17 protein-coding genes and 2 tRNA genes are annotated in these 18264 nt (G+C 56.4%); 10 read left to right on the forward strand and 9 right to left on the reverse strand.

Features of this window, described 5'->3' with window-relative positions; genetic code table 11:
* Positions 1-37 precede the first annotated feature (37 nt).
* The 4 genes from HJB82_RS10390 to HJB82_RS10405 form a co-directional block, all read right to left on the reverse strand.
* Positions 38-4087 (reverse strand): hypothetical protein, encoded by a 4050-nt coding sequence (locus HJB82_RS10390; RefSeq protein WP_221139924.1) that lies wholly within the window; start codon positions 4085-4087, stop codon positions 38-40.
* Positions 4088-4258: 171 nt separating this feature from the next.
* Positions 4259-5071 carry a metallophosphoesterase gene (locus HJB82_RS10395; RefSeq protein ID WP_221139925.1) on the reverse strand — a complete coding sequence of 271 codons (813 nt, stop codon included), beginning with the start codon at positions 5069-5071 and terminating at the stop codon, positions 4259-4261.
* 204 nt (positions 5072-5275) lie between these two features.
* On the reverse strand, positions 5276-7264 hold the full coding sequence (locus tag HJB82_RS10400; RefSeq protein ID WP_221139926.1) for an AAA family ATPase: 1989 nt from the start codon (positions 7262-7264) through the stop codon (positions 5276-5278).
* 17 nt (positions 7265-7281) lie between these two features.
* Positions 7282-7581: a hypothetical protein gene (locus tag HJB82_RS10405; protein ID WP_221139927.1), complete on the reverse strand. Its 300-nt coding sequence runs from the start codon at positions 7579-7581 to the stop codon at positions 7282-7284.
* A gap of 155 nt (positions 7582-7736) precedes the next feature.
* Between HJB82_RS10405 and HJB82_RS10410 the strand changes: the two genes are divergently transcribed.
* From HJB82_RS10410 to HJB82_RS10425, 4 genes are all read left to right on the forward strand, one after another.
* Positions 7737-8255, forward strand: coding sequence for a helix-turn-helix transcriptional regulator (locus tag HJB82_RS10410; protein ID WP_221139928.1), 519 nt, complete (start codon positions 7737-7739; stop codon positions 8253-8255).
* A 733-nt stretch (positions 8256-8988) separates the two neighbouring features.
* On the forward strand, positions 8989-9597 hold the full coding sequence (locus tag HJB82_RS10415) for a helix-turn-helix domain-containing protein (protein ID WP_221139929.1): 609 nt from the start codon (positions 8989-8991) through the stop codon (positions 9595-9597).
* A 386-nt stretch (positions 9598-9983) separates the two neighbouring features.
* Positions 9984-11183: a site-specific integrase gene (locus HJB82_RS10420; protein WP_221139930.1), complete on the forward strand. Its 1200-nt coding sequence runs from the start codon at positions 9984-9986 to the stop codon at positions 11181-11183.
* Between the two features lie 204 nt (positions 11184-11387).
* Positions 11388-11813, forward strand: a complete 426-nt coding sequence (locus HJB82_RS10425) for a hypothetical protein (RefSeq protein ID WP_221139939.1) — start codon at positions 11388-11390, stop codon at positions 11811-11813.
* A gap of 61 nt (positions 11814-11874) precedes the next feature.
* Here the strand turns inward: HJB82_RS10425 and HJB82_RS10430 are convergent, their stop codons facing one another.
* Both HJB82_RS10430 and HJB82_RS10435 read right to left on the reverse strand, forming a co-directional pair.
* The gene (locus HJB82_RS10430; RefSeq protein WP_221139931.1) at positions 11875-12012 is read right to left on the reverse strand and encodes a hypothetical protein; all 138 of its coding nucleotides are present in this window, start codon (positions 12010-12012) and stop codon (positions 11875-11877) included.
* Between the two features lie 167 nt (positions 12013-12179).
* Positions 12180-12338: a hypothetical protein gene (locus tag HJB82_RS10435; RefSeq protein WP_207583834.1), complete on the reverse strand. Its 159-nt coding sequence runs from the start codon at positions 12336-12338 to the stop codon at positions 12180-12182.
* Positions 12339-12544: 206 nt separating this feature from the next.
* Here HJB82_RS10435 and HJB82_RS10440 point away from each other — a divergent pair, with 206 nt between their 5' ends.
* A complete protein-coding gene (locus HJB82_RS10440; RefSeq protein WP_221139932.1) occupies positions 12545-13285 on the forward strand; it encodes a hypothetical protein in 741 nt (246 codons plus the stop codon).
* A 42-nt stretch (positions 13286-13327) separates the two neighbouring features.
* On the opposite strand, the gene HJB82_RS10445 is transcribed toward HJB82_RS10440, so the two are convergent.
* The 3 genes from HJB82_RS10445 to HJB82_RS10455 are packed head-to-tail and all read right to left on the reverse strand — an operon-like array spanning position 13328 to position 15122.
* Positions 13328-14020 carry an AprI/Inh family metalloprotease inhibitor gene (locus HJB82_RS10445; protein ID WP_221139933.1) on the reverse strand — a complete coding sequence of 231 codons (693 nt, stop codon included), beginning with the start codon at positions 14018-14020 and terminating at the stop codon, positions 13328-13330.
* A 38-nt stretch (positions 14021-14058) separates the two neighbouring features.
* Positions 14059-14949, reverse strand: coding sequence for a 23S rRNA (guanosine(2251)-2'-O)-methyltransferase RlmB (rlmB, locus tag HJB82_RS10450; RefSeq protein WP_221139934.1), 891 nt, complete (start codon positions 14947-14949; stop codon positions 14059-14061).
* Entirely contained in the window at positions 14946-15122 is a 177-nt protein-coding gene (locus HJB82_RS10455; protein ID WP_207583838.1) for a hypothetical protein, read from the reverse strand. The genes rlmB and HJB82_RS10455 overlap by 4 nt, the downstream gene beginning before the upstream one ends.
* Positions 15123-15152: 30 nt before the next feature.
* Between HJB82_RS10455 and HJB82_RS10460 the strand changes: the two genes are divergently transcribed.
* The 5 genes from HJB82_RS10460 to HJB82_RS10475 all read left to right on the forward strand — a co-directional run bounded on the left by HJB82_RS10460 (position 15153) and on the right by HJB82_RS10475 (position 18213).
* Positions 15153-15237, forward strand: a tRNA-Tyr gene (locus HJB82_RS10460).
* Between the two features lie 24 nt (positions 15238-15261).
* Positions 15262-15335, forward strand: a tRNA-Gly gene (locus HJB82_RS10465).
* 302 nt (positions 15336-15637) lie between these two features.
* Positions 15638-16813, forward strand: a complete 1176-nt coding sequence (tuf, locus tag HJB82_RS10470; protein WP_207583839.1) for an elongation factor Tu — start codon at positions 15638-15640, stop codon at positions 16811-16813.
* A 202-nt stretch (positions 16814-17015) separates the two neighbouring features.
* The gene (locus HJB82_RS31570; RefSeq protein ID WP_259669787.1) at positions 17016-17150 is read left to right on the forward strand and encodes a hypothetical protein; all 135 of its coding nucleotides are present in this window, start codon (positions 17016-17018) and stop codon (positions 17148-17150) included.
* 169 nt (positions 17151-17319) lie between these two features.
* Positions 17320-18213 (forward strand): NAD(P)-dependent oxidoreductase, encoded by an 894-nt coding sequence (locus HJB82_RS10475; RefSeq protein WP_221139935.1) that lies wholly within the window; start codon positions 17320-17322, stop codon positions 18211-18213.
* Positions 18214-18264: the final 51 nt, after the last annotated feature.

Consider the following 18264-nt stretch of genomic DNA (forward strand, 5'->3'; position numbering starts at 1 on the left):
CTGGCTTCAAGGACGCGGATCGCGCTCTAGGGTCAAGTCAGTGCCCGCCAGCAATAATTTCTCTCAACATTGAGCGATATTCCTGTGGCATTTGGCCGGGAACATGATCCATGACGAGTTGGACCACGCTAGCGGAGGATGACATAGGCGCGGTTTCATCGGTGACGAGGGTGTGGAGCTTTCGAGCAAGCTGCCCAGGCATCGTCAATAGAAAGCCCTGATTGCCGACCACGCCCAACCATTGTTCGCGCATCCAAGCAGGCAATTTGAAACGAATTGGGCTTGGCACGGTTCCTGGAGGAGCCTGCAACATCAGAAGGTGCAAATGTAAAAGCTGATGGGGTTGGAGCCGGGCTGGTTCAACAAGCTCCGATGCCTCGGCCAAGCGACCCGAGAGTATCGTCTCGAAGCTCTTGGATTGATCTCGTGTTCGATCCAGCGACAAAGCGAACGCGGGTTCGATGATATGAAGGTGATTTAGTCGGACAAGCCGGAACAATTCGGCCACGAAAGGTCGGCGGCCTTCCACAAGGCCAAGAATGGATGACCCCAGAACCAGCGTCTGAAATAGGCTGACAGCCGACGTCTGTTCATCGGTTGTGAGGTCCCGGGCAATGTACTCTTCTGGGTTTTCCAGGTCGGGCCTGTTCCCCACGTTTTGTGACATCCGGCTGATTGTAGCCATTTGCACTAAATTAAATGAAGTGGCTGCCACCCCGGCAGCATCCCCAATGCTCTGGTAGTATTCGAGTGCGTGATTGTCGAACCACGCTTCGCCAACGGACAGGCGTTTCCCCTCCATCTTCTGGACTAGCTCGGACCGGACCCTAGCTGGTAGTCCGCACTGAAGCTCGATGGACGCCAACATGTAACGAGCGATGCCTAAGGCCGCGATCTTGTTGTCCGTTAATGATGGGCTGGGCTCAGGATTGCTTATCGCACCTGGAAGAATCGCTGGTTTTGCTCCATTCCCAATGGTGACGTTTCCGGTCAGCTGATCTTGCGCCCACAGCAGAGCATGACGATACAGTGCGTGGCAATGCCTAGCATTTAAGCTTTCGTCGACTTCAAATTTGGCCACCTCGGATAGGCCGTCGTCAAAAGCATCAGTGAAGCCTTTCCGGTCCCCGAAATGCCAACGTGCCACCCCGATGTCCCCGAGAAGCCCAGTTCCCATAATATCCATGGATCGAAGGTCTGAGGATTTAGCAGCCGCCCTGGCTGTACAGAAGAACTCGTCCGCTAGCTTCCAGTCGCCTGTGTTGGCAGCCGCGATACCAGCCTCGCGAAAAGCGAAGGCTTTTTCGATAGGGGAAATTTCGCTATCCTGGATTACGGCAAGGCGGGTGAATAGGGTGAGCGCTTCCGAGTACCTTTTTGCGCGAAATTCGATCTTGGCCTGAGCGCGGACCAAAACCCAATTATTGTGGCCCGCCCATTTTTCAGCTTGATCAAGGGCTTGCATGGCTTTGTCGGAAGCGTTGCCATATTCGTCGAGAATTACGGCCTGATATTTTGTGGCCGTTACCGCGAGGTCTTTTAAACCCCAGTCGTGGGCCAGGTTGGCCATCTGTAGATACATCGGGGCGTGAATGGCCGCGTCCATCGTATCTGCCGAATGTTCCTTCAACCATGGTCCGTTGAAGTACATCTCACTGTCCATTTCGCGAAGTGTAAGCGCCGCGAACAGGTCTTGCCGGAAGCTCTGATCACACCGATCAATCGCTGTAAAAGCTTCCAGCGTATCGGAGATTTTCTTGAATGCTTGGGTGTGGATAAGGAACATGAGGCCAAAGCTAGATGTCTGTTGGTCTTCGTGCCGGACGTTGTAAGCGCTCCTTAGCTCGTCGTGCTCTGTCGTCCGGGCGATCTCGTACATCCGGTATAAATAGTTTATTAGCTCGGAGGGTGCCCAGCGACCAACCATCTCTGTAGCCGATTTTGAGAGGACCATTAGTTCGAGAACTTCTGCTCCACCGTGACCTTCTACGAGCTTAAGTTCGCGGTGCAACGCGTCCCATATCTCACGAGTACGGGGTTCGTCCCTGGCAGGCTCATTTGCTGCCAGCAGGAATTGCGTGAGCCGCATTACGACGCTGAGGTAAGGGTCCGCTTGGTAGAGTGGGCGATCTGTCCGCATCGTTTGGAGTGCGAAGAATGCAACGCTAAGCTTTGCCAACTCCTCATTGTCGAGCTGGATTGTTGCTATCGAAATTCTCATGAGCACCGATTTTTCATCGGAAGCCAACGCCATCATAAAAGCAGCGTTCATTTTACCAGCGTCCAGCGACCGACCCGATGTCATTTTTTGGGCGATGACCCGCTGCAAGCCGAGCCGTCGGGTTTTGGAAACGGTCTTAGCGGCCAGGTCCGAGACCAATGGGGAGGCTTGGTAGACACCATCATATGGTTCGTTGATCCAAGGGCCGACGAGCGCATCGAATGCGTGTCCTGCATTCGGAATAGGTGGATCGCTCTCGGCAATCTCTAGAACAGTTTCTCTATCGAATTTTCCGGGGATGAGGGTAATTCTCGCAAGTAGGTCGAGCTGTTCTGAGCTGAGCGAGTCAAGCAGTCGCTTTCTCGTTTCGTCCCGAACCTTCGAAATCTCTGAATTGCCGCCTAGTAGCGCGTTTAGATTTCGAAGCTCGTCGAATGGCCACTGGCGGGCAGCCAGATTCCTTCCCAATGCCTGTACGAGCTGAGGATGGCCGGACCCAGACGCGTAGAATACGTATCTTGACCAGATGTCAGCCTTGCCGCCGAGATCGGTTACAATTCCCTGAATGTCGTTTTCATTGAGTTCGGGGATCGTCAAGACGGAAGCCGAAGTAATTCCAAGCGAGACGAGGGAAGGTTCAGATGGCTTTGAGTACGCGGTCACAACCAAGAGACCGGACAATTTTTCAATCGAATCAAGAAATGCGGCGAAAGACTCTCTAACCTTTGTGTCGTCGAAATGCTCAAAGTCGTCGAGCAAGATGCCAGTGAATTGAGCCCCGTCTAAGGCATCAGCGGCCAAGTACAGGACGTCGGACAATTCCCGAGGTGCTAGCCCTCTTACGTTCAGCGCTTTCCACGTTCCGCCGACGTCGGCCGCCACCAACCGCGCCAGGGTTGTTTTTCCAAAACCAGCGCCCGCATAAAGCCATGCGTTTCTGTTGTTTGTGAGCCGGTTTTGGATGGCCTGTCGTAGTCCAGTTCGCGGAGCGATAGAAGGGATGGTTACTCGGTGCGATACAGGCTTATAGATTTCGGACCGCAAAGGAGGTCGAATGACCGTATCCGTTCCAATTCCTTGAGCCTCGATCAGCTTCTGCAGCAATTGCTGCTGCTGTAGATATTGGTCAACGGGCACACTTATCGAGGTATGCTCGTTTATCAAGGAAATTAGCTCGACCTGCGAAAGTGTCCGGTTCGTCGGCTGCGTGCAGGCTTCGAGGACTCGGGCAATGATGGGACCGAGAGATTTCACCATTACGCTCGGCGAAATGCCGCGTTTTGAACCGACCTGAAGCAAGCGGTCTCGCAGCCGGTCTAGCAACGCTTCGAGTTGTGGGGCGGCCGTGTCCCAGATTATTCTTTTTAAGAAGGTCTCCCGATAGTCTTGATCGGAGAGTGACGCCATTGCGGTATGGGTGGCGGCATTGAGGGGTAGGCAATCTAATAGTTTCCGGATCGGAGCAATTTCTGCGAGCGCAGACGCTTTCCGCCAATAGAGAAGGGCGGCCTCGTCGTTGATCCGGTCTCCCGCATCACGTTCCACGCCGATTCCGGAGGTGGTCAAAAACCGGATTGTTAGTAACTTGCCCGGGTTTGCACTACGCAGAAAAAAATAGGAGTCTATTGCAGCAAGCACGCCCCGGTCGCGAACCGTTATGCTCTTCGCCGTCGCTTTCGACTGAGTTGCGGTTAGCTCGTTTTCCGAAGACACGGCAAAATCTTCAGCGACTTCTAAATGGAGCAGCTCATTGTCGGCAATTTGCAGCCAGGCTAATGCCGAAGCATAGACTTGATAGGTGTAGCCTCGGATGGCATCGACTGCCTGGCGCGTCTCGTCTCCGGCGATGTCGTCTGCTGCGCCCACTCATCCGTCCCAATTTGGCAATGCGCTTTGAAGTTGAATTTTTAGATGTACAGTAATGCGAGTACCCGGCAAAGGGTCAGTTTTCATCGCCGTTGTGTAGATCACAGATTACTGGTCACCGTGACGAGCTGTTCGAGTTGCGACTTGTCCTGAATCTCCAACGCTCCCGAGCTATAGATCAATCACGAATGCTGGCCGAAACCCGGACGTCCCCCGCTCACCACCATAGCCGTGCGGATTACATATCACTCGCGTTTTGGAGGCCATGTAATCCATGAATCGATGAATATGGCCGTGTATCCAAACTGATGGCCGTCTCCGGGCGATGAGGTCAGACAGATCACTCCCGAACGCCGCGTTGGTGACATCACCGTAGAATCGGGCGTCAAAGCTCTGGATGAGCGGTGCGTGATGCGTCACGACGAACGTGCGGCCTGCAAATGGCTTTTCCAGTTCGCGGTCAAGAAATGATCGGCTCGCGATGTGGCGCTTAAGGATTTCGTGCACGGTTACCATGCCGTTTTCGCCTGGGCTTCGCGCATCGGATCGATAAATGCAGGAGAAATCCGCCATCAGGGACGGCACCAGGCCAAAGGCAATCGCCCGCCGCTCCTCCGGCGGAATATGTTCGTCTTCTCCGACCGAAACCGCAAAGTCCGTCCACAGGGTCGCGCCGATGAAGCGGCAACCGGCCATCTCGATGCTTTGGTTTTCCAGAAGATGGATACCGGTACCCTCGATTTCGCGACGTGCTCTTTCCAGCGCAAAATCGATGCTGCCATTATAATAGTCGTGATTTCCCAGGACCAAGATGACGGGCATGTGCGGCTCAATATCGCGTCGCAGGTGAGCGATACTCATCGAAATGTTTTCCGAGATGTCACCCGCGCAGATGCAGATGTCAGCATCCGGGACCCGGAAGGGAAGGCCCATGAGAGCGTCCGTTGGGGAGTAGTGAAGGTCACTGATGATCCAAGCTCTCACTCGGCTGTTCCTTTCATGAAGGCAACGGGGGATGACGCGCCGGAATGCCGCCGCTGTCCTTCTGGTTCAGGATGTCTGGGAGCTGGCTGAGTCAGCCAGATTTCATGGACGCATCGCCGGGTACGGTTCGCTCAGGACGTCACGGTCCGCACCTGCGCGAGAGCAAACTTTTCACGGACCAAGGAAACATAGGCGAGAGGCCGCTCAACATTTCCTTACCCGCGTCTCGTCCGGGGTTGTTACTCCTGGCCAAAGCTTTTCCAGCTGATCTCCTTGCAGGCGCTTGTGCTTGGCCAGTTCGGCGGCGAACATCACCAGCGTGTGCTGTAGGCCGCTGAGCAAGTCTCTCGCCCGGGCGTATTCTGTCTGAAGGATTTCACTGACTTCAGCTCTCAATCGGTGATCGCGCCACAACTCCGATGGGTTGCGGACATCAACGGAGCCTGGGAGAAAGTAGGGTGATTTCCCGAACCCCCATTTGGTGACCATTTCGACAGCGATTTCCGTCGCTGTTGCGAAATCGCTTTGCCCCGAACCAGAGGCCATCGTCGAACGATCTTTGTAAAAGACGTCTTCCGCAGCCGCGCCAGCTAACAGAAATGCTATCCGGTTCATCATTTCCCATTTGGTTTTGAAGGGTAACGTCGGATACTCGATTACGGTGACGCCGTGGCCGTCTATGTCCGTCGCGAAGTTCTGGACATTATCAAAGATTTCCACACGTTCGACTTTGCCAACCTGCAGGGCATGGGCGAGGAGTGCGTGACCGGCTTCATGGATGGCGATCTGAAGCTGATAGCCCTCGTTCATAACCGGCAGCGGCTCGATCTTCCCTCGAAGGTCATCAATCGTGACCGCTCGGCGCTCGCGTCGCGCAACTCGACGGGCGTCCCGCGACAGCCGTTCCAGATCGGCACCGCTTTTGCCGGGAAGTCTGGCCGCGATTTCCTTCAGAGCAGCATGTTCGGCCAGCGACGGCGTGTGGAAAGCCAAGATTTCAGCCCGCGCTTCCGCATTCGGCAAGGGGAAGTAAACCTGCTTCTCTAACCGGCCGCTCCTAATGAGGGCAGGGTCAATGCGTTGGGGGTGATTGCACGCGCCGATAACGACCACGCCCTCACGTCCTTCGATGCCATCGAGGCACTCAAGCAGCCCGTTTACGACCTGCGTGCTGTAGTCTGCGTGTCGCGACGGGAATTTGGCCCGGTCACCAATCGAGTCAAACTCGTCAAGGAATAATAAGCATGGCGCATTTTCCTTGGCCGATGCGAATGTCCTGTACATTGCCTTGAGCATATCGCCCAGTGCGCCGTCCCCCTTGCTCTGCCATTTCGAAATCGTGGTGGCTTCCAGATGCATCTCGCATTCGGCGGCGAGGGCCGCTGCAAACCTCGTCTTTCCAGTACCTGGCGGGCCGTAGAGCAAGCACCCCTTGTCGACATCGGACCAGGCTAGTTTGCCGTCACGCCAATCCTGGAGGTCTTTTTTCAGCTCCAGTGCCCAGATGGAAGCTTCACCGAAGCCTTTTGAGATATCCAACCGTTTGGTTTCGCTGGCTCGCGGATTTTGCCTGCTTTCCTTCAGAAGTCTTTGCGCTGCCCGGTTGGCTGACTGGCCAATCCGAAAGATTGCTTCCATTCTCTCGGAAGGCTGTTCGGCGATTGCCGCAACTTGATCGTCGGAGAGGACTCCGCAACCCCGGAACCTTCCGAGCGCTCGAAGATGGCGGGGGTCACACACGCGCAGGCGGTCGCGCACCGTGGCCGCGAGTTCGAAATCCTCATGGATTGTCGATCCCTCGGTCACAAGGACGATCACCCGGCCTGACGTGAGATGCTCAGCGGGGTCGATCTCCCAGCCACGCCTGGTCTTTGACGACGGATGCAGACAAAAGCGAAGGTTCTCATGTTTGAAGATGATTTTCGCCGCTTCCTGGACATCTGACAGCCGCCATTCAGCCGGTACGATGACCAGCGCAACGCAAAATGGCTCCGAGATCAGCTCGATGTTTCGTCGAACCAGGCTCACCATGGCACAATGGGCCAGGAATAGGCGAGCTGACTTCATTGCGAGTGCCGCACCTTCACGACGAGCCCTGAAGGGGCGGGCGGATCGTAATCCGTTCAGCTGGATCGCGATCCGCTGAAGTTTGCTAATGTATTGGTCGAGGTTGTCGCGCAGGGCCGTATCCATCGCTGTCTCCACCCGTGTCAGATCAGGCCGTCGTCGAACCGATACCAACGGCTCAACGTCCTTCCGAGCCGCTGCTTTCTGTCGAGATAAAACAGCTCGCTTGTGATGCCGGGACCATTTTTGATGGTGGGATGCGCGGTCATCTCGCCCATCAGGCAGGGAACGGCGCGACTCGCGAGAACACAGTTCCGGATGTTGACCGCCTCGTTCGGAGTTGGATGGCTGCCGGGCACGGCAAGTTGTTCGAGATCGGCGAGAAGCGACCTAAGTCGCGGGAGGATCACGAAGGGAGGACTTCCTAACCATTTGTCGTTCATCGAGGGCTCCTTTTGATTCGAGTGCCGGTTCCTGGCGAGCAAGGAAATACTCCGATTCGTGAGACATACGCAAAGAAAAAGAGATAAAAGCGCGAAATAAGAGACAGGAGCCCAATATGTTGACATTTTGCAAGTGAGCGCTGCTCTTCCGCCAAATGGAGATTTTGGCCAGCCAATTTCGGGCAGCACGAGCACTTCTTGGTAAAGATCAAGAGGATGTTGCCGCGTGGGTGAAGCTGGATCGCCGCGAGATCAGCCGATGGGAGGCTGCCAAATACAAGCTGTTTTCCTCAGATGCCGGGGACCTGCAAAAAGCGTTTGAAAAAAACGGTATCGAATTTCTGCCAGCGAGGGGAGCCCAAGGGGCAGGGGTACGCTGGCGCATGCCGGGCCAAAGAGATCGATTTCGGGGAGCCCAGTTCAGGGCAGCGCGAGCGATGGCTAACCTGTCGATGCGTGATCTCCAAACAAAGTCCGATGTGAACAGGAACTTCATCACCCGGTTGGAAACAGGCCTAATCGGCGGATTGAACCTGGAGACGTTGAAGAAGCTGGAGCAGGCCTTTGCCCGCTTGAATATCGAACTCACGCCGGAGGGCGAAAATTGGGGCGCGGGAGTTCGATGGACTTTCCCGGACCCTTTTGGTCAGCCTGCGGCGAGCGATGAACAGTAGATTTTCAGGAGTGTACGCGACACAGCTGCCCCTACGAGGGCGGTGACCTTTTCAATGCGATCCTTCCAGAAGGTTCAACAGCGAAGGCTACAGTCGAGAGAGGCGTTTACGATCCGATCCCTGAAGCGTAGGCCCTCGTGGGGGCCAAGTTTATCATTTTCAAAAGAATATGCTCCTGCCTCCAATCCCGCCGTTGTGAACAGCACTCGGAAGACCAGCACTCCAGAGCTTGCTATGGGAGCTGACCTTCTAGGAGCAAGCGTACCTCGACCGCTCGCTGTCCGGCGGCAGCAAGAAGCGCTGGCAAACGTCGCCGACAAGGCTCTTTCATAGCTCTGGCCTATGTTTTCCGAACGCTATCATAGGGAAGTATCTTGTCTTTGCTAATAAAGCGCGGGCCAGCTCCGCGCACGAAAACGAAAGAGCCGAAAAGCTCTGCGTGTCGATCATTAGAATTTCGGATTAAAAGAATTGAAACGGCAGCATCGGAAGGCTTTTCGGCCCCTTGTAGGAAGGATGCTGCGTGGACCGCTGCCATCCGGAGTTAAGGTCCGTTGAACAGCGCTACCGCAACTGCAGCCGCTGACCGACAAACTTCAGCACAATTGCGAATGCGATTATACGGTTGAGCCACCACCGCGTTATAGACGCAGTTGGCCGAGCATGTAAAAATTCGCTGCGGTGCGACTTGCCGCAACAGAATATACAATCTTTCGAGCTAATCATCTCGTCCATGACAGCATCGCCCGCAGCAAACAGAATAGCAGCACTTAGAGCGGCCAACGGCTTGACGCAATCCCAACTCGCGGCACGACTTGGAGTGCACTGGGTTACCGTGTCAAGGCTGGAGCGCGGTAAAATGAAATTAACTGCGGATTGGATGGAAAGAATTGCAATCGCCTTGAATGCCCGAGTAACTGATATCATCAAACTCCCCGCGACGGAGGAATTGGTGACAATAACCGCCACAATAATCCGCGCATTTGAACTGGAGCAGCTCGAAGAGAAAACGTCATATGATCAGATAGTTGGCACTTTTGATTTAGAAGGGGTTGCAAGCCTTTGGTTCAAAGTCGGTGATGACACCATGGCTCCCTTTTTCTTCAAGGGCGACGCGCTCAGATTTAGCTACATCGCGAAGGACGGACTTCACTTAGCCTTCGGCCGCCTCTGCCATATCGTCGGAGATGACGGACGTTCGTTCATAGGGATAATTGATCGACAGGTTAGCAAACGATATTGGCATTGCCGCACATGCACGGGCTTTACGCTCGGAAACGTGCGCGTAAACCGGGCTGGAGTCCTGTCAATGGTGAAGGTCAATTATAGCCAATTGGATTGACCCAAATATAGCCGATCCGGCTATATAGTTAGTTGACCCAGATTTGCCGATATGGCTATATTCCGTCGTCTTAACCGACGGAGGTTAGCATGTATTTTCGAGGTCAGGAGTGCCCGCAATCTCTGCCAAACAATGGAATTCGGAGACCTTTTACTTTACAACACGACGTCGAGACACGCCGTTGAATGGTCTCCAATCCCACGAGAAGGACCTCCTTTTAGGAGCCCTCGCGATTGCTTCTTTTTTGGGCATCTCAAGACGTCAGGTATATTGGCTTACCTCCCACCACATCATTCCGTCATTTAAGCTTGGAGCGACAGTTGCGGCAAAGCGATCTTCTCTCTCGCGCTGGTTGACGGAGTTGGAAGTAGGGGACGGAGGCTCAAATGGCTACGATCACAAAGAGAGTCTGGCGCAACAAGGGCGGCAAACACCAAGCATGGGTGGTAAGCTACACAGACAGTGAGGGTAATCGCCATCGAGAACAATTCGGGACAAAGCGTCTAGCAGAGGCACGTCGTATTGACGTTGAGGGGCAGATTAAAAACGGCCTATACCGCGCAAGCGCTCAAACTACGACAGTTGAGGACGCGTGCAGAGGCTATTTGACGGTTCTCACGAAGCAGATCGAACGACGGGAGCGCGTTCCCGCCTATCTCGATCACGAAGCGTCGTGCATTTGGAACTATATTTGTCCTAAACCCGGACGAAAAACCCACTTTTCCGGTGGTATTAGTGGCATCAAATTGGCTGATCTCACAGCACGCTCGGTCGGTTCATTTAGGGACCGGATGCGGGCAGGTGGACGAAGTGTCAAAGGAGCCCGCCGCGTTATCGGAACACTGACACGGGTACTAGGTTATGCTGTCTCGGAAGACCTCGTAGCCGTCAACGTTTCGAGAAGTGTTAGAGTCACCGGGAAACGGGGCGAGGGGAGCGAAAAGATTTCCCCACCTAGCAAAGAAGAGTTTGCCGCCCTCCTATCCGCATGCCGTAACGGTTTTAAAGTGGCGGTCATATTCTCGGCAGCAACTGCGGTTCGAATATCCGAACTGTTTGCACTTACCTGGAGCAAACTTGATCTGGATAATGCCGAAGTCCATATCGACAGCCGCGTTGATCGAAAGATGAATCGAGATACCACGAAATCAAAAGCTGGCCTCCGCACAATTCCCCTCGCAAGAGCCCTCGTTTCAACCCTTCGCGACTGGAGGTGCGAAACACAGTTTGGGGAGGACTTTGACCTTGTTTTTCCAAATTCACTCGGAAAATTTCAGTCGCAAACCAATTTCCGACGAAGGCTTTTTCTGCCCGCGCAAGAAGAGGCAAAAAAGGCAATGGCCGCAGAAGGGAAACTGTATCGGCGGTTTGGCTGGCACTACGTGAGGCATTTTGCGATTTCGCTTTGGATTGAATCAGGACTTTCAGAGAAAACCGTACAAACTTTTGCGGGGCACGCGACCCTGGCGATGACCATGGACTTGTACGGCCATCTCTTTCCAAGCAAAGCGCATCACAAAACGATGGACACGATTTCCGCCGGTTTATATCCTGGATATGCCGATTTGAATCCTGACAGCGCATGATTGGCACATGATCTCACGGAGACCCAGCAAAACTTGACTTTGATCCCTGATTTGTAATCAGGGGGTCCCGGGTTCGAACCCTGGTGGGGGCACCATTTTTCCACGCGATACCGCCCGTCCAGACCATAGTCTCGGTTCGACGTTGCTTCGCTCGATCGCGCCGGCGGATTTGCCAGGTATCACGTACTCCTTGATGAACCTTGCCTGAAGGGCTGCTTCAGCGCCAATTCAGCCGCGCCAGCTTATCTTCGCCTCATCATCAATGAGGAAGAAGCAGCCATGAAGCTCGCACATCTCTTTTTCGCCGCAACCATGTCCGTTGGTGCGGCTTTGGCGTCCGTCGCCCCGGCCGCCGCCATGCCCGTCGATCGGCCGGCCGTGTCGGTCCAGGGCGATATCGTTCAAATTCGTGATGGCTGGCGACATGATCGCAACCGTGACGAAAGTGACGACCGCGGTTGGCGCGATGAGCGTGACGACCGTGGCTGGCGCGATCAGCGTGATTGGCGTCGGTCCGACTGGCGCGATGATGACTGGCGCTGGCGCCGGTGGCGTGCCGAGCGTTGGCAGGAACGCCGCGAGTGGCGCCATCGCGATCGTGATATGCCTTTCTGGCTCTACCGCGGCTGACGCGTCCGTTGCGCGCCTGAGATGCGCGGTTACAGAACGGCCCGGATCATCCGGGCCGTTTTCAATGCGTGGCGGGTTCGTTGACGCTTGCCTCAATCCTGTTGCCGTTGCCGGTCTGGCCGGCGCCGGAAGGTGACAGCATCGCGATGCTGAGCACTGAGACGACCATGAAGGCGACGACGGCGATCATTATGCGCATGAGCGTTCAATCCTCGTTCAATTACGGGATTAACGCCTGATCGCCGTCCGCGTTCCTGCTGGGCTAAAGCGCGCCGCATCGAATTTGATTCATGCGACGCGCTTTAGCCTTTTGTTTTTATGCATGTCGTTACCCCGGAACTGCTGCACACTTCCGGGCGATATGCATTATTGCACCTGTCCGGGCGTCGCAGGGCCGGGCGCCGTTGGCGATAACGGATCGGGCTGGTGGATCGGGTGCGACGTGTCCACCCACATGATGCTGAGGATAATCACGACGAAGACCGCGATGAAGAGGATACCGAAAATCAGCGGTCGAATGGCCATGATGGGGATCGTTCCTTCTTGCTTCTGACCGGTCGTTACGATCGGTCATCGGCCGATCATAGTGCCCCAGGAGGTCTTTCCAAGGCAAAATTGAATTTCTCCGGCTTCGGTCGAGCCTTGCGCGGTATCGCCGGCATCGGTTTTTCCAGCTGTCGCACCGGGTTAAACTGTGCCACGGATGCCTGAAACAGTTGGGGACGGGCATCATGAAGCGGATGGTTACAGCATCGGTCATTGTCGCGGCATTCGTCTCATGGGCCGGAGCGTCCGAAAATGCGGGCCTTTTCGACAAGCCGATAAAGCTGGATGTTGTCGTGTTGCCGAAGGATGAGCTCAATCCTGATGCGAAACCGAAGATCACCTGCAGCCGCTATCCCGCATTCATGGTCAAGGAGGTCGGTCTCGGTGAGGTCGGAGCCGAAAAGCTGGCGCTGCTTGCCTCCGATGCCCCCTGTGAACGCACCGGCGAGCGCGAGCGGGTGATCGAGGATGATACCGCCGGCTATCTCATCGGCGTCAGCGGCGGTTTCGTGTTTTTCCGTGCGGCGGACGGATGGAACGGCGGGTTGCCCTTTGTCGTCTACGATGCGGCGGCGGGCGAGCGGCTGCTCGACGATTCCCTCGAGGGCGACGATTTTTCTGCGATAAGGAGCGGGAAGGGGGAGCTGGCCCTCGATTTCCGTCGCGTCTACACGGCCTCCTGTTCGCTCTATCTGGAGGGCACTGCCTGCGCCAAGACGATCGCCGCCGACACGGGTCTGTCGCCGCAGCAACTGCCGGATTGCACAGCTGCCTACAAGGCGGAAATCAAACGCACCCCCGAGCATGCGAGGGAAATCGAGAAACTGCCGAGCGTGATCGTCTATCCCGTCGAACTGACTTACGCGGCGGGCGAAGCGGTCCGCAGCCCTATGGACGGACCGACTGCCTGCCGGATACCGAGCTGACCCAGCCGAGTGGGTTGACGGGATACACCGTCAACTTTCAAATCAATGACGGACGAGCGATAGCGGCTTGCCGCCTTCGTCCTTCGATTTGTCGAAATTGCCGTCGGCGCGCATGTCGAAGCCAAGCGATGAGCCGTCATCGCCCATCAGCGTCAGCCCGAAACCCTCGATATGCCAGACTGTCAGTTTCAGCCTGGCGACATTGGCGGCGCAGTCTCCGGATAGTGACAGCGGCGCGTTGCCGTCAGCATTGACGTGGCCGTCGAGTGTCACGCCGCAGAGCTTTTCGCCGTCCGGCCTTTGCATCGTCCAAATCCCGGCAAGGCTGTTGAAGGTCGGTAATCGATCGACGCCGTCGGGTGCGGCGATCAGCAAAAGCGGCACCCGATCTTCCGTCTTCATCGGCGACCCTTCGTTCTCGACGAAACGGGCCAGCACCTTACGCAGCGGATCGATCAGGATGATGCCGCCATTGCCGTCGAAATTCCAGGCATAGGACTCGGCAAGCGAAGGCAGCGGCTTGGCGCAGGAATCCTGTCCAGACAGCCCATAACCGCCGATGGCTGTGCCGGTTTCGAGCGTCATCCGGCATCCGGCTCCACCGTCTTCCGGGGCAACGAGATAGGTTCCGGCCTGCGCTTTGAGAATATCGGGATCGATCTCCTGCCCATATGCGAGACCGCAGACAAGCAGCGCCGCTGCTGCAGCCGCAAGGCGGGGGATGATACGGATCATGGTAATTTCTCTTCGCCTCGGCCCGCTTGCGGACCAGCCTATGCCTTCAGGTAAAGCCGCGCCGCATAAAGCGCGATTGCCGCGGCATTCGAGACGTTCAGCGATTTGATCGCGCCGGGCATGTCGAGGCGGGCAAGCGCGTTGACGGTTTCGCGCGTCTTCTGTCGCAGCCCCTTGCCCTCGGAGCCGAGCACCAGCGCAACCTTCCCGCCCGAGAACGTGCCTTCGAGCGGCGCCGGCCCTTCCGAATCGAGGCCGATGGTGGAGAAACCGAGCTTGTGCAATTCACCGAGTGCATCGGCGAGATTGGTAACCTGTATATAAGGTATCAGTTCCAGCGCGCCGGAGGCGGACTTGGCGAGCACGCCGGATTCGGTCGGGCTATGTCTCTGTGTGGTGATAACGGCGCCGGCATTGAAGGCGACGGCTGAGCGCATGACGGCGCCGACATTGTGCGGATCGGTCACCTGGTCGAGAACGAGCAGGAGAGGGCTGTCTTTCAGCGCTTCGAGCCGGCGGACCGGCAGCGGCCGTGTTTCCAGCATGACGCCCTGATGAATCGCCTCTGGGCCGAGCACCTTGTCGATGTCCTGCGGCGAGACCATTTCGAATGGAATGCCGAGTGTTTCGACGTCGACTTCGAGCCGCGCCAGCGCGTTCTGCGTCACGAAAAGCTTGATCTTCTTGCGCTCGGGATTGTCGAGGGCGGCGCGCACCGTATGCAGGCCGTAGAGATGCACCTGGTCGGGCGCTAGCGCCGGCGGCTTCCAGTCTTCGCCGCCGCGCTTGCGCTTCTGTGGCTGAGGCGTGGGAATCTCTCCGCGTTCGCGCTTGGCGTCACGGTGCGCGCGCCGCAGCGTGGCGTAATGCGTATCCTTGGCCGATGGGTCTGTCGCGGCCGTGCCGCCGGATTTTTTATCTTTGCTCATGCGGCTTTATAGCCATGGCGCTGGCTGCCGCATAGGCTTTCTTTCATCGGCCGGCTTTCGGCAAGGAATGAAATTTTTCGTGTTTTTTCCGTTGTCATCGTGTTGACAGACGGAAATGCTCCGGTCATATACGCGGCGCAGACGACGGGCCGCAACGCTTCGAAGTCTGACAAACTTGGTCTTCAAGATCCGGACGAATAACTGGAGAGATGCCCGAGTGGTTAAAGGGGACGGACTGTAAATCCGTTGGCTCAGCCTACGTTGGTTCAAATCCAACTCTCTCCACCATTCGTCATCGGATCGGACCACCCCGCGGGTATAGCTCAATGGTAGAGCAGCAGCCTTCCAAGCTGAATACGCGGGTTCGATTCCCGCTACCCGCTCCAGTTTTTCCAAGCCCAATTCACGTGACCGACGCCGCCGCGATAATTCGGCACGCAGATGTTTCAGAAGACGCCGGCGCGGTTGCTCATCTCCGGCAGTCGACGCGATTTTCTCCAAGGATTTCAGTAATTTTCGACGGTGCTCCAGCGAATCGCCTTGCAGGCGGCGAATTGTCCCCCATATGCGCTGTCACACCAAGAATGGCGCCTGCAATTAAGTCTTGCGCAATTTCGCCGAAAGCCTTAAACGGCGGCACTAAACCGGTTCGCCGGGGCCCACCATCTCGTTCACAGGAAGCATTCAAATGGGAAAGAGTAAGTTTGAGCGCAACAAGCCGCACGTCAACATTGGCACGATTGGCCACGTTGACCACGGCAAGACGTCTCTGACGGCAGCGATCACGAAGTACTTCGGCGAGTACAAGGCGTACGACCAGATCGACGCTGCTCCGGAAGAAAAGGCCCGCGGCATCACCATTTCGACGGCACACGTCGAGTATGAGACGCCGGCCCGCCACTATGCACACGTCGACTGCCCCGGCCACGCCGACTACGTCAAGAACATGATCACCGGTGCTGCCCAGATGGACGGCGCGATCCTGGTGTGCTCGGCCGCTGACGGCCCGATGCCGCAGACGCGCGAACACATCCTGCTGGCCCGTCAGGTCGGCGTTCCGGCCATCGTGGTGTTCCTGAACAAGGTCGACCAGGTTGACGACGCCGAGCTTCTCGAACTGGTCGAGCTCGAAGTTCGCGAACTGCTGTCGTCCTACGACTTCCCGGGCGATGACATCCCGATCGTCAAGGGTTCGGCGCTGGCCGCCCTTGAAGATTCGGACAAGAAGATCGGCGAGGATTCGATCCGCGAACTGATGGCCGCTGTCGACGCCTACATCCCGACGCCTGAGCGTCCGATCAACCTGCCGTTCCTGCTGCCGATCGAAGACGTGTTCTCGATCTCGGGCCGCGGTACGGTTGTGACCGGCCGCGTCGAGCGTGGCATCGTCAAGGTTGGCGAAGAAGTCGAGATCGTCGGCATCCGCCCGACGACGAAGACGACGGTGACCGGCGTTGAAATGTTCCGCAAGCTGCTCGACCAGGGCCAGGCTGGCGACAACATCGGCGCGCTGATCCGCGGCGTCACCCGTGACGGCGTTGAGCGTGGCCAGATTCTGTGCAAGCCGGGCTCTGTCAAGCCGCACAAGAAGTTCATGGCTGAAGCCTACATCCTGACGAAGGAAGAGGGTGGCCGTCATACGCCGTTCTTCACCAACTATCGTCCGCAGTTCTACTTCCGCACGACCGACGTGACGGGCATCGTATCGCTGCCGGAAGGCACGGAGATGGTCATGCCGGGCGACAACGTCACGGTATCGGTCGAGCTGATCGTTCCGATCGCGATGGAAGAAAAGCTGCGCTTCGCGATCCGCGAAGGTGGCCGCACCGTCGGCGCCGGTATCGTTGCAAGCATCGTCGAGTAATCCTGGGATTACCCGAAATTCAGGAAAAACCCCGCTGGAAACGGCGGGGTTTTTCGTTTTGATGCTATTAGGGGGATTAACACGTGTTGTAAAAATATCGTTAAGTTCGTCCGTCACAGTATTTTGTTCATCTCACATTCAGAAACCAGTTGTGATTGGTTCATTTTAGTCCAGACTCCTTCATGCAAAGAGGAGAGCCCGGATGATTCCAAAGGCCACGTTCGTTGCGACGATATTCGCGATGTATGTTTTCACGATGTTTTTCATCGCTGCAATTCCGCAAGAGGTTGTTCAGGCAGCCGGAGTGCAGCTCGGCGAGGTAAGTGTCGTCAAGTGACGATTTAGCAGTTCACCGCAGGCTGCTGCGGTGATTGGAAATGATCGGCCAGGTGCCCCTAAGAGGGCGCTCCTGGCGACGCGGGGGTGAACCCTTGCAGGACGCTCGCTTGCTCTTCGCGCGGAAGCGTCTATCTATGCCTCCGATTTCATGATGCGGAGGATATTCCATGAAGAAGCGGATTCTGTTCACGGGCGGTTCGGGCAAGGCAGGTCGCCATACCGTGCCGTGGCTCATCAATGCCGGTTACGAGGTTCACAACCTCGATCTCGTGCCGCTGGACAGTCCCGGCGTCACCAACCTCATTGCCGACATCACCGATAGCGGTCAGGTCTTCAACGCTCTGTCGATGCACCGCGATTTTCCTGATATGGACGCGGGCAGGGGCGTGCAGCCTTTCGATGCCGTCGTGCACTTCGCCGCCATCCCGCGCATCCTGATCAAGCCCGACAATGAGACTTTCCGCATCAACACGATGGGCACTTACAATGTCATCGAGGCGGCGGTGAAGCTCGGCATCAGGAAGGTTATCGTCGCATCGAGCGAGACGACCTACGGCGTCTGCTTCGCCGAAGGCCATCGTGATTTCCACCAGTTCCCGCTGGAGGAAGACTACGACGTCAATCCGATGGATTCCTACGGGCTCTCCAAGGTGGTCAACGAGAAGACGGCCCGCGCCTTTGCCGAACGTTCAGGCTTCGACATCTATGCGCTGCGTATAGGCAACGTCATCGAGCCGCACGAATATGAGCGGTTCCCCACCTATTTCGCCAATCCCGAAATGCGCAAGCGCATTGCCTGGAGCTATATCGACGCCCGCGATCTCGGGCAGATCTGCCATCTCTGCATCGAAAAGGACGGTCTCGGCTATCAGGTCTTCAACGCGGCCAACGACACCGTCTCGGCCAACACGCCGTCGAAGGAGCTTGCGAAGCGATTCTACCCGAACGTGCCCTTCACCCGCGAAATCGGCGAATATGAAGGCCTGCTCTCCAATCGCAAGATCCGCGAGGTGCTGGGTTTTAACGAAGAGCACGATTGGCGGAAATATGTGACGGTCTAAACGGATATTGGTGGTGCGATGAAAGAGCCGATCGCTCGCATATGCGCAGAA

The sequence above is a fragment of the Rhizobium sp. NZLR10 genome, from assembly GCF_019685125.1.
Classification (GTDB): domain Bacteria; phylum Pseudomonadota; class Alphaproteobacteria; order Rhizobiales; family Rhizobiaceae; genus Rhizobium.